The sequence below is a fragment of the Bordetella holmesii genome (assembly GCF_020735985.1).
In the GTDB taxonomy this organism is placed as follows: Bacteria; Pseudomonadota; Gammaproteobacteria; order Burkholderiales; family Burkholderiaceae_B; genus Bordetella; species Bordetella holmesii.
This window is the reverse complement of sequence record NZ_CP085973.1, coordinates 1,861,500-1,873,079: the sequence shown is the minus strand read 5'-3', so window position 1 is coordinate 1,873,079 and position 11,580 is coordinate 1,861,500. Positions and strand designations below refer to the sequence as shown.

10 protein-coding genes and 1 pseudogene are annotated in these 11,580 nt (G+C 61.9%); 5 read left to right on the top strand and 6 right to left on the bottom strand.

Translation table 11 applies throughout. The features are described 5' to 3' along the window. Positions 1 to 35 precede the first annotated feature (35 nt). Together lpxO and LK440_RS08950 are read left to right on the top strand one after the other, a co-directional pair. Positions 36 to 932, top strand: a complete 897-nt coding sequence (lpxO, locus tag LK440_RS08955; protein ID WP_005013514.1) for a lipid A hydroxylase LpxO — start codon at positions 36 to 38, stop codon at positions 930 to 932. 67 nt (positions 933 to 999) lie between these two features. After that, the gene (locus LK440_RS08950) at positions 1,000 to 1,761 is read left to right on the top strand and encodes an SDR family oxidoreductase (RefSeq protein ID WP_005013515.1); all 762 of its coding nucleotides are present in this window, start codon (positions 1,000 to 1,002) and stop codon (positions 1,759 to 1,761) included. 5 nt (positions 1,762 to 1,766) lie between these two features. Here LK440_RS08950 and LK440_RS08945 read toward each other — a convergent pair whose 3' ends face one another. The 6 genes and pseudogenes from LK440_RS08945 to LK440_RS08920 form a co-directional block, all read right to left on the bottom strand. Next, positions 1,767 to 2,405 (bottom strand): histidine phosphatase family protein, encoded by a 639-nt coding sequence (locus tag LK440_RS08945; protein ID WP_005013516.1) that lies wholly within the window; start codon positions 2,403 to 2,405, stop codon positions 1,767 to 1,769. After that, positions 2,398 to 3,306 (bottom strand): LysR family transcriptional regulator, encoded by a 909-nt coding sequence (locus LK440_RS08940; protein ID WP_005013517.1) that lies wholly within the window; start codon positions 3,304 to 3,306, stop codon positions 2,398 to 2,400. The genes LK440_RS08945 and LK440_RS08940 overlap by 8 nt, the downstream gene beginning before the upstream one ends. A gap of 11 nt (positions 3,307 to 3,317) precedes the next feature. After that, positions 3,318 to 4,408, bottom strand: a pseudogene (locus tag LK440_RS08935) (ABC transporter ATP-binding protein). A gap of 3 nt (positions 4,409 to 4,411) precedes the next feature. Beyond that, positions 4,412 to 6,103, bottom strand: coding sequence for an ABC transporter permease (locus LK440_RS08930; protein ID WP_005013518.1), 1,692 nt, complete (start codon positions 6,101 to 6,103; stop codon positions 4,412 to 4,414). 67 nt (positions 6,104 to 6,170) lie between these two features. Next, positions 6,171 to 7,493, bottom strand: a complete 1,323-nt coding sequence (locus tag LK440_RS08925; RefSeq protein WP_005013519.1) for an ABC transporter substrate-binding protein — start codon at positions 7,491 to 7,493, stop codon at positions 6,171 to 6,173. A gap of 97 nt (positions 7,494 to 7,590) precedes the next feature. Beyond that, on the bottom strand, positions 7,591 to 7,866 hold the full coding sequence (locus LK440_RS08920; RefSeq protein WP_005013521.1) for a FlxA-like family protein: 276 nt from the start codon (positions 7,864 to 7,866) through the stop codon (positions 7,591 to 7,593). 135 nt (positions 7,867 to 8,001) lie between these two features. Here LK440_RS08920 and LK440_RS08915 point away from each other — a divergent pair, with 135 nt between their 5' ends. The 3 genes from LK440_RS08915 (at position 8,002) to LK440_RS08905 (ending at position 11,233) form a co-directional block, all read left to right on the top strand. After that, complete coding sequence (locus tag LK440_RS08915; protein WP_005013523.1) at positions 8,002 to 9,318, top strand: solute carrier family 23 protein; 1,317 nt, start codon at positions 8,002 to 8,004, stop codon at positions 9,316 to 9,318. Positions 9,319 to 9,518: 200 nt separating this feature from the next. Beyond that, positions 9,519 to 9,947: a helix-turn-helix domain-containing protein gene (locus LK440_RS08910; protein ID WP_005013526.1), complete on the top strand. Its 429-nt coding sequence runs from the start codon at positions 9,519 to 9,521 to the stop codon at positions 9,945 to 9,947. Positions 9,948 to 10,012: 65 nt separating this feature from the next. Next, positions 10,013 to 11,233 (top strand): ISL3 family transposase, encoded by a 1,221-nt coding sequence (locus LK440_RS08905; RefSeq protein ID WP_005011985.1) that lies wholly within the window; start codon positions 10,013 to 10,015, stop codon positions 11,231 to 11,233. Positions 11,234 to 11,580 lie beyond the last annotated feature (347 nt).

Below are 11,580 nucleotides of genomic sequence, written 5' to 3'. Positions count from 1 at the left end.
CCGGACCATGATTCCGGGCCCAGGGAGAATCAGGCATGAAGTGGTTCATCCTCGCCTTATTCGTCGTTACAGCCGTCGTGGTGCATTACCGCGGCCGCGTCAGGCACCGGTTTTCACGTCAGGCGCTTGATCACTCGACGTTTACCGCACCCATCAATGTGTTCATGTACGCCTTTTCTGGCGTGCCTAATCAGCCCTATCTCGATCTGAAGTATTTTCCTCAGATCAAGGTGCTGATAGACCGCTGGGAAGACATTCGGGCCGAAGCGGAACAGTTGTTCGGGGACGGTCACATCAAGGCCTCCGACAAGTACAACGACGCTGGCTTTAACTCGTTCTTCAAAAGCGGCTGGAAGCGCTTTTATCTCAAGTGGTATGACACCGACCATCCGTCGGCCCGGGCATTGTGCCCGCTGACGACGGAGCTGGTCAGCACTATTCCTGGCATGAAGGCCGCGATGTTTACGGCACTGCCCCCGGGTAGCCGCCTGCCGCGTCACCGTGACCCGTATGCAGGCTCATTGCGCTTTCATATGGGGCTGATCACGCCCAACAGTCCCGACTGTTATATCAATGTCGATGGCCAGGATTATTACTGGCGCGATGGTGAGGCGGTCGTATTCGACGAAACATTCATTCATTACGCCGAAAACAAAACCGATCAGAATCGCATCATTCTGTTCTGCGATATCGAGCGTCCCATGAAGTATCGCTGGGCTCAGGCCGTCAACAATTTCTTCGGTACCATCCTGCTGCGCGCGGCTACGTCTCCCAACCAGGAAGGGGATCGCACCGGCGGGATCAACCGCATTTTCGGTGCGGTTTATGCGGTGCGCCGTTTTGGGAAAAGCATCAAGAAAAAAAACAAAACGGTTTACTACATCTTGAAATGGATGCTGGTTCTGGGTATCTTCGCGTTGATATTTCTTTGATAGGCCGAACCGGCGACAGTTTCCAACGCCCGCTTTGCCGCGGGCGTTGTCATGTGCGGAGTCTGGGATGCATGTATTTATAACCGGCGCAAGCTCGGGGCTGGGCCTGGCGCTGGCCGAAGAATATGCACGGCGAGGGGCGCGGCTCGGGTTGGTGGGGCGGCGCAAAGCGGCGCTGGACAGCCTGGCTGCCCGGCTGCCCGGCGAACACTATGTCTATGCGCTCGATGTGCGCGATCGAAGCGCCTTGCATGCGGCCGCGCGTGACTTTCTTGCCCGATGCGGCGCAGGCGTGGATGTGGTGATCGCCAGCGCGGGCATCAGCGCCGGGACCCTGACCGAAGCCACGGAGGATTTCGAGGTCTTCGAGGCGATTTTCCAGACCAATGTCATGGCCACCGTGGCCACGTTCGAGCCCTTCATCGACGCGATGAAGGCGCAGGGCGGAGGGCGCCTGGTAGGCATAGCCAGCGTGGCCGGTATTCGGGGGTTACCGGGGGCAGGGGCTTACAGCGCCTCCAAGTCGGCCGTCATCACGTATTGCGAGAGCCTGCGCCTGGAGCTGGCCGCCGATGGCATCGGCGTGGTGACGATCGCACCGGGTTATGTCGACACGCCAATGACGCAGCACAACCCCTACCGCATGCCTTTTCTCATGTCTGCGGAAAAGTTTGCCCGCCGTGCAATACGCACGATAGAGGCAGGCGCGTCCTATCGGGTCATCCCTTGGCAGATGGGGGTGGTCAGCCGCCTGATGCGGCTCATTCCCAATGTCCTCTATGACGTGTTGGCACGCAACGCCCCGCGCAAGCCGCGCGCGCGGCGTTGACGCGTTCAGGGCTGCACATCATTGCCGACCTCATCGGCAATGTGTTTGACGTCACCCCAGTCCAGGATGCGCCACTGCCGGCCCTGCACGCTGACCCGATTGATGCTCACATTGAACAGGGTGGCCTGGCGAGGAGCGTTCAGGGACACCCCGCTGGCCTGGCGCCATATGATGTCCAGTACGGCACCATGGGTGAAGGCCAGCAGCCGTTGGCCGTCGTGGCGTTGCGCCAAGTCTTCCACGGCCGCCACGATGCGGGCATTGAACTGCCCCAGCGTCTCTCCGCCGTCGACGACGCGTTCGGGGTCGCGGCTTTTCCAGGCCGCGGCTGCGGCGGGTGCCAGTTCGTCTATACGGTCCAGATCCAGCCCTTCGAGTACGCCGAAGCCGCGCTCGCGGATACCGGGCTCGGGGCGCACGCGCAGCCCCAGCGCCTGGCTGACCGGCGTGGCGGTGGCCAGGGTGCGCTGCAAGTCACTGCTGTAGAGGGCATCGAAAGGCAGCGGCTCGCTGCCCAGCCGCTCGGCCAGGGCACGTGCCTGCGCCTGTCCAGCATCATTTAGCGGTGTGTCTTGCCACCCTTGCAGGCGGCGTTGGCGATTCCAGTCGGTTTCGCTATGTCGGATAAACCAGATTTCAGTCATGAGTTGCGGTGGCGGTAGCGCCAGGTTTCCAGATTTTCTGCACTAGCGAGCTTAGCGCGACCAGCAAGGCTTCGCCAGCATGCTCCGGGGATTGAATAAAGCCCAGCATGGCATCGGCGCGCGCTTGCCCCCACACAATGAAGTCGCCGGCCGCCGCGCCTGCCAGCGCGGTTTCTTCGCGCAGCAGTGCGCAGCCCGCGCCAGCGCGCACCATCGCGTCCAGATTGGCCTGGTCATCGTTTTGCATGACCACGCGCGGCGCCAGACCGTGGCGCTCGAACATGTCACGCAATAGCAAATGAGTGTGACTGCCGGCAGGTCCATCCAGCCAGGGCAATTGGGCGATGTCGCGCCACCCGGCGCGGGTCAGCGCATCGCGCATGGTTTTGGGCACGGCCAGGCGGTAGCGCACACTGCGCAGTGGTCGCCATTGCACGGCACGCGGCGGATGGGCGACGATGAGCAGTGCCGCGGCCAGCCGTCCGCCCTGGACCTGCTCCAGCAGCGCGTCGGCCGTCAGGATGTGCGTCTTGAGTTCGACCATGGGCAGGCTTTGCATCAAGGTCGAGGCCAGATCGCCCAAGCGCAGGAATTCCGGCCGCTCGCTGGGCAATCCCAGGTCCAGTGCGCCTTGCAGAGCACCCTGCAACTGCTGAGCTTCGGATTTGAGCTGGGCCCCGAGCACCAGTAGCGCTTCGGCCGTGGGCAGCAGCACTTCGCCCGAACGAGCCAGCACCATGCGTCCGGCGCTGCGCTCGAACAGCGCCACGCCCAGGCTTTGTTCCAGGGCCTTGATCTGGGCACTGACAGCGGGTTGGGTCAGAGACAGGGCGTCGGCGGCACGAGTCAGGTGGCCCAGGCGGGCCACCGTGACGAACGCGCGGAGCTGATAGATTTCCACGACCGCCCGGATCAGGTGGCCAGCAGTCGAATCTGCGTGGGTTCGAGGCCGACCGATACGGGCGCGCCGATAGGGAAGGGAGAAAGGCCGGCCATATGGGTTTGATCCGCAGTCAGGCGCTGTTCGCCCACTGAAAGTTGATAACGGGTGAATTCTCCCAGGAATTCACTGGCCTCGACTACTGCAGGCAGCCAGACATAGCGTGCATCGCCGGTGCCATCGGCCATTTCGATCTGGACCGTATGGGGCCTGAAGCTCGCGGCCAGGCGCGCCGAATCCGGAATATCGCCCGTTACGGGCAAATGAAGCTCACCCACCCCCTCGACGGCCAGCAATACGCTGTCGCTGCGGCGTTCGCGAACCTGGCCCTCCAGCACATTCATGGTGCCCACAAAGTCGGCGACGAACCGGTTTACCGGGTAGTCGAACAGGGTGGTGGGCGTGCCGATCTGCTGAACCACGCCGCGGTCAAGCACGGCCATGCGGTCGGCCGTGGTCATGGCTTCCTCCGGCCGTGGGAGACGAAAATCGTGGTGATGCCCAGTCGGCGCTGCAGCGCCAACAGGTCCTGACGCATCTGCACGCGCAGTTTCTTGTCCAGGTTGGACAGCGGCTCGTCTAGCAGCAACACCTGCGGCTCGATCACGATTGTGCGGGCCAGTGCCACGCGTTGCTGCTGGCCTCCCGAGAGTTGATTGGGACGGCGCTTGGCAAATTGCGCCAGCCCGACCAGTTCGAGGGCATCCTGCACACGCTCCTGGATCTGCGCCCGCGGCAACTTGCGTTCGACCAGACCGAACGCTACGTTGTCCCATACCGTCATATGTGGCCAGAGCGCGTAGTTCTGGAACACCATCCCGATGTTGCGCTTCCAGGGCGGCGTGCCGCTGATGTCCTTGCCGTCGATGAGCAACTGGCCATGGCTGTGCTGGTTGAAACCGGCGATCAGCCGCAGCAGCGTGGACTTGCCGGAGCCCGAGGGCCCCAGCAGGGCGAAGAATTACCCTGGCTCGATGTTGATGTTGATGTTGATGTCCTTGAGGACCTCGTTCTTGCCATAGGAGAGCCGGATGTTGCGGCACTCAACGCTGATTTTCTTCATGGTTCAGTCCTGCGCCGGGCGTTGGCGGGATGATGCCCGCTCGACCAGCAGATGAGAAACATAAGTGCCTATGCCTACTGCCACGACGGCCAGCACGCCGAGCGCGGCGCCTGGACCCCGCCCGGCTGCGCTTTGCATATACAGGTAAATCCCGTAGCTCATGGGAGCCTGACTGTCGCGCGTGACCAGCATGATCGTGGCCGACAGCTCCACGGCAGCGGTCACGAAGCTGGTGACAAATCCCGCCAGCATGCCACCTGCCATCAGGGGCACGACCACGCGACGCAGTGTGCGCAGCCGGCTCGCGCCCAGGGACTCCGCCGCTTCTTCCAGTGAGATATTGATCTGCTGCAATGACGCCACGCAGGCGCGCAGAGCGTAGGGCAGCCGCCGTACCGAATAGGCGATCATGATGAGCACCCATGAGGACGTGAGCAGAACCCCGCCGATTTCCACGCCGCGGAAGGTGCGCAGGTAGCCGATGGCCAGCACAATGCCCGGAATGGCCAGGGCTGCCGAGGCCAGAAAGTCCAGCCATTGCCGCGCCGGCAGACGGGTGCGCAGTATCAGATAGGCGATGGCCGTGCCCAGCAGGACGTCGACACCTGCAACCAGACCGCAATACAAAAGCGTATTGGCGATCATGCCCTGCGACTCGGAGAACACCGCGGCATAGTGCGACAGGGTGTAGCCGTCGGGCAGGGGCGCGTAGCTCCAGACGCTGGCCAGCGACAGCAGCAGCACACCCAAGTGGGGTGAGAGCACCAGGGCGAGCACCAGAATGATCCAGCCATAGGCCAGGATCGACTCGGCAGGGCGCAGCTTGCGCTTCTGGATCGCGCTGCCGCCCTTTTGCAGGGTGGAGTAGTCCTTGCCGCTGAGCATGCGGGCCGAAAGCCACAGGGCCAGAATGGAAAAGCCGATCATGATCACGCTGATCACATAGCCCAGCGGATCCTCCAGGCCGACCTGTGTGATGCGCAGATAGGCCTGCGGAGCCAGCATATTGGTGATGCCCAGCACCAGCGGAGTACCGAGGTCGTCGAAAACCTTGACAAACACCAGCGAGGTGCCGGCCACGTAACCAGGCAGCGCCAGCGGTAAAATCACGCGGCGGAACAATCTGAAACCGCGAGACCCCAGATTGAAGGCTGCTTCCTCCATCGACCCGTCGATGTTGCGCAACGCCACCACCAGGTTCATCAGGATGAAGGGGAAGTAATGGATAGATTCGACGAAAATGACGCCATTGAGCCCCTCCATGAATGGAAGGGTGATGCCGAACCAGTCGTCCAGCAACAGATTCACCGAACCTGAACGCCCAAAGAGCAATTGCATGGCGACCGCGCCCACAAACGGCGGCATGATCAGCGGCAGCACTCCGAGCGTCTGGATGAGCAGCGCACCGCGGAAGTCAAACCGCACGGTGAAATACGCCAGTGGTATGGCGATCACCGATGCCAGCAAAGCGGACCAGCCCGCGACGTAGAGGCTGTTGAAGAACGCTTCCTGCATCAATGGCTGGCCAAAAAAAGCGCCGAAATGGCCAAGCGTAAAACTGCCGTCCGCGTTGACGAAGGCGGTATAGAAGACCGTGCCGACTGGAAAGACCAGGAAAAGCACCAAGAAGGTCAGCACCAGCAAGGCGGCCAGCAGCGGCCCGGCGGGCAGGCGGGATCGACCCGTGAGCATCATGAGGGTTCCTGCGCAAAGAGAAGAGGGCGCTGGCTCGCACGAGCCAGCGCATGCCCCTGCCGGGGGGTTACAGGGCGGCGGCTTCGCGAGCCACCTTTACCGCTTGTTCATAGTTGGCGCGGGCCTTGCTGTTCCATTCGCCTTCGAGTTGCGTGAGCTTCTGATTGACCGCGGCGTCTTTCTTGTTGCCCGCGAACAGTTTCAGAAACTCAGGGTCGGCGACCGTTTTGCCATCGACGACCTGCGACCAGGTCAGCTTGCGTGCCTGGGCAAGCAGCTCGGCAGCCTTGCCTTGACCCGCGCGCTCGCCGAGCTTGGCCTCTGCCTCGTAGATGGCTTTGGTGGCAGCCTGGAGTTCCTTCAGGCGGAACGTGATCGTCTGGTCATACAGGCTTTGCACCACGTAGTAGCGTGTCTGGGACAGGTCGGCGTCAAAGTGCACTTTGCTGCGGCGTGCGATCTCGGCCGGGTCTGGATAGCCCGGCGGAATCTTGCCCTTCATGTCCGCATAAGGCAGCACCGGCAGGCGCGAAATCTTGGGTTCGAGCAGCAGTTCCTGCCCGGCCTGGCTAAGCGTGAAAGCGATGAACTTCTTGCCTTCCTCGGCATTCTTGGCCCCATCGATCAGCGCGATATTGGCCGGCACGATGGAAGTCTCGCTCGGGTAGACGAACTCCACCGGGAACTTGGAGTACTTGCTCGACAGACCAAAGAAATCGATGACCGGACCCGCGCCGAATTGGCCGTTATTCACCCCGTCGGGAACTCCGAATGATCGTTCGGTGACGGCGCTGCTGTTGCCGGACATGCGCAGAATGGTCTGCCAGCCCTTGTCCCAGCCTTCCCCTTGCAGAATCGTCTCGACGGTCAGATGCATGGTGCCGGAACGCGAGGGGGCGGTGATGCCCACATGGCCAAACCATTGCGCAGCAAGCAGATCCTTCCACTCTACCGGTGCTGGCAGCTTGTTGGCTTTGATATAGCGCGTGTTGTACATGATGCCGTAGCCGGTCAGGGCCTGGCCCATGTAAAGGCCGGAGGGGTCATTGATCGGATAGTTGCCGATCTTGTCCGGCACGGCTTTGTTCAGCACATCCGGGGCCTTGGCTAGCAGCTTGTCGCGGCCGAGCACTTCAAAGGCGTCAGGCGCGCTGGCCCAGAATACTTCCGGGCGTTGGCCGGCCGGCGTTTCGCGCACGAAGGCAATACCCGAGACGGTGTCCTTGTTAAGAATCTCGACCGTGATCCCGGGGTTGGCCTTCTCAAAGGCCGCCTTGTAAACCTGGGTGAGATCCTTAGGAAAGGACGTGATCACGGTGACGGTGCCGGCAAGGGCGGGGGTGGTGGCGGCCAGCAGGGCGGCCGCCAGTGCAGTGCGCACGGCGTTCATGGTTTGTCTCCTCGGTGTTTTTATGCGTAACAGACCATAGCCCTGGCTTGCGGGCGCGTCCAATCAGAAATTTTGATGTGCCCGATCAGCGCGGCCCTCAGGTCTGCAATTGCTGCAACTGCTGTTGCAGGACTTTCTGAATCTGGGTCTGCAAGGTGGCTGCCTGGGTGTTGAGTGCCTGCAATTGCTGAGCCTTCTGCTCGGCCGTCGCATTGCTATTGCGCACCCGGTCCATCTGCTGCTGCAACTGCCGCAGTTGCTGCTGTAGTTCTCGCAAGGTCTTTTGCAGCGAACTGTCGCTGGTGCCGGAGCTCGAATTGGTACTGCGGGACAGGCCGGTATAGGCGCTGGAGCCGACGGAGGAAATGGCCATACTTCGGGTCCTCGGGCAGGGTGTGAGGGTTACTCCTAGTACGGCAGGGGGGCACGGAAACTTAAACCTTGTTGCCCATGCCTTGGGCAGCCCTTACACTTCGCCCCGAATCCCTACATAAGCCTCCAATTTTTCATGTCCGACTCCTATTTCCCGCGCTGGCGGCTGGCCGATGACACCGTGCCCGGCGTGCTGATTGCGCCCGATGAAAGGCTGTCCTGGCCCAAGAACATCGCCATGGGCGCCCAGCACGTGGTGGCCATGTTCGGTTCGACCGTGCTTGCGCCGTTGCTTATGGGCTTTGACCCCAACGTCGCCATTCTGATGTCGGGTATCGGGACGCTGATATTCTTTCTGTTCGTCGGCGGCCGCGTGCCGAGTTATCTGGGGTCCAGTTTTGCCTTCATCGGTGGCGTGATCGCGGTGACAGGCTATGCCGGTTCGGGCCCCAATCCGAATATTGGTGTGGCCCTGGGGGCCATTATTGCCTGCGGGTTGGCGTATACGCTGATCGGCCTGGTTGTCTGGGTGGCCAATGCGCGGGGTGGTGCCGGCGCAAACTGGGTCGAGGCGTTGATGCCGCCGGTGGTCACCGGGGCTGTGGTCGCCGTCATCGGCCTGAACCTGGCGCCCATCGCCGCCAAAGGTGCGATGGGCAGTTCGGGTTTTGACACCGCCATGGCCATCGTCACCATCGTCTGCGTGGGCGGCATAGCCGTGTTCACGCGGGGCATGGTGCAGCGCCTTCTGATTCTCGTTGGCCTTATTCTGTCCTGCGTCATTTATGCCGTGCTGGCCAATGGCATGGGCCTGGGCAAAGCCATCGACTTCTCGGGCGTGGCAGCGGCGGCCTGGCTCGGTCTGCCGCATTTCGCCGCACCGGTCTTCACGGCTGAGGCCATGGGCCTGATCGTGCCGGTGGCCATTATTCTGGTGGCGGAAAACCTCGGCCACCTCAAGGCCGTCAGTGCCATGACTGGCCGCGACATGGACCGCTACCTGGGCCGTGCCTTTGTGGGTGATGGCGTGGCCACCATGGTCTCTGCTGCGGTGGGCGGCACGGGCGTGACCACATATGCCGAGAATATCGGCGTCATGGCCGTCACGCGGATCTATTCCACGCTGGTTTTCGTGCTGGCCGCGGTCATTGCCATCGTGCTGGGCTTTTCGCCCAAGTTCGGCGCCTTGATTCAAACCATTCCGGGCCCAGTCCTTGGGGGCATGTCGGTGGTGGTGTTTGGCCTGATCGCCATTGCCGGGGCACGGATATGGGTCGTCAACCAGGTCGATTTCAGCGACAACCGCAACCTGATCGTGGCGGCGGTCACCTTGGTGCTGGGCGCGGGCGACTTCACCGTCAAGTTGGGTAACTTCACCCTTGGCGGCATCGGGACCGCGACTTTCGGTGCCATCATTCTCTATGCCATTTTGGGCCGGGCGCGGCGCCGCTGACGATGACGGCGCCCAGGCGGCAGGCGATAGCGAGCGGCGCGGCGGGAGTGATCCGCGCTGCCGGGCGTGCGAATGCGGCCACGCGAGACCGCAGTTGCACTTGGCTTTTGGTTGCTTGAACGAAAGGCCTCAGCCTTGAGGCAACTGGCGCTTCCGCGCCGCCCCTATCGGGGGATCACCCAACGAGGTGTACTGTCGCCATGAACAGCCATGAAGAGTTTGGCAAACGATTGGGACGCGCGCTCGCCGATCATCGGCGGATTCGCGGTCTGACTCAGGAGCAAGTTGCAGAACGCCTGGGCGTGGAGCAGGAGACCATCTCCCGCTTCGAGCGCGGCGCCACGTTGCCGCCCCTGAACCGCTTGCTGGATCTGACCGACGTTTTAGGCGTGCCTTTGGATGCGGTTTTGGCCGGCGGACCGGCCAGGCACAGTGACCAGGTCAGCGACATCGCCGCACGCCTGGCGTTGTTGGCCGAGGATGATCGCGAGTGGGTGCGGCGCTGGGTGGTCGAGTTGTGCCAACGCCTGGCCCGGCATGGCACGCCAACCTCCGCCGCGCTGACGCCATTTTCCGAGCAGCGCGCCGATGTCGATAACATCGCTTTTTTTTGGTTCATCGCGGAATAGCGTGGAGCCGTGCTTGATTGCCGTTACGCTTGATCCTTGATTTTTCAAGGATCAAGGCCGGAATCATGCTGGACCGCAAGACGATCGAGAGGTTGGGTGGGTGGGAAGGTTATCGGGTGGAGCGGGTCGTGTGGCCTGAAGGTGAGAGCCGGACGGTCACGATTTACCTGAAGCCTTCAGCGCGAACGATGCACTGCGAGCACTGCGGCAACCGATGTCGGCAGGTGCATGAGACGACCACGCGCCGGGTGCGGGATCTGCCGCTAATGGCGCTGCGAGTGACGCTGGTAGTGCCGCGTCGGCGGGTCTGGTGCGAGCAGTGCGGTGGACCGCATCTGGAGAGGCTGAGCTGGCTGGGCCGTTACCAGCGAGTGACCGACCGGCTGGCCGAGGCGGTCAGCCAGTTGCTTGAGTCCAGCAACATTCTGGCCGTGGCGCGCTTCTTCCAACTGGGTTGGCACACGGTCAAGGCGCTGGACAAGGCCCTGCTGCGACGGGCGATCCAAGAGCCGGACTGGAGCCAGATCCACTACCTAGCGATGGACGAGTTCGCTCTACACAAGGGCCATCGTTATGCCACGGTCGTTGTCGATCCGATCCGCCGTCAGGTGCTATGGATCGGTGATGGCCGCTCGCGCGAGACGGCCAGAGCCTTCTTCGAACAACTGCCAACTGGGGTTGCCCAGCAGATCCGGGCCGTAGCGATCGACATGACGACGGCCTATGAGCTGGAGATCCAGGCCAACTGCCCCAACGCCGAGATCGTCTACGACCTGTTCCACGTCGTGGCCAAGTACGGCCGTGAAGTGATAGACCGGGTGCGTGTAGACCAAGCGAACCAGTTGCGGCACGACAAGCCGGCCCGCCGGGTGATCAAGTCCAGTCGCTGGCTACTGCTGCGCAATCGCAAAAACCTCGATCCGTGCCAATCGGTAAAGTTGGACGAGTTGCTCCAGGCCAACCAGCCCTTGCTCACCGCTTATCTGATGCGCGATGAGCTCAAACAGCTGTGGTTCTACCAACACCCCGGCTACGCCCGCCAGGCATGGGATCACTGGCTGCAACAGGCTCAGGGCAGCGGCATCGCCGCCTTGGCTCACTTCGCGCTCAAGCTAAAAGCCTATCTGCACGGGATTCTGTCTCGCTGTCGCCACCGGCTCAACACCAGCATCGTCGAGGGCATCAACAACACCATCAAAGTCATCAAGCGCCGCGCCTACGGCTACCGCGATCAGGAGTACTTCTTCCTCAAGATCCGGTCTGCATTCCCCGGTATTCCTCGATGAACCTTTTTTTTTGCGGAAAATGGTGCTCAACTGGTGCCAAATACCCGATAAATATTTGCCTGTGCCTGGGGGCTTGCTTTTCCCCTGGAGTTTGACCACAATGACACATTGACTGCCCCGGTTCCGACCCGAGCCGGGGTTTTGTTTTGGGTTTAAGCCACGCTTTCCGTCCGGGGCGTGTCGCGGCCAGGCCGTATGCGGCCAGCCGCCAATACTCTGGAAGACCATATGCCAAACTGCCCCGGGGCGACCCCGCCAGGGCAGCGACCGCGTACTGTCTTTCGGCAGCATGGCTTGGGCCTTCACCGAAACGCCTCTTTGGGGGGCGTTTTCTACTTTTGCTGGGA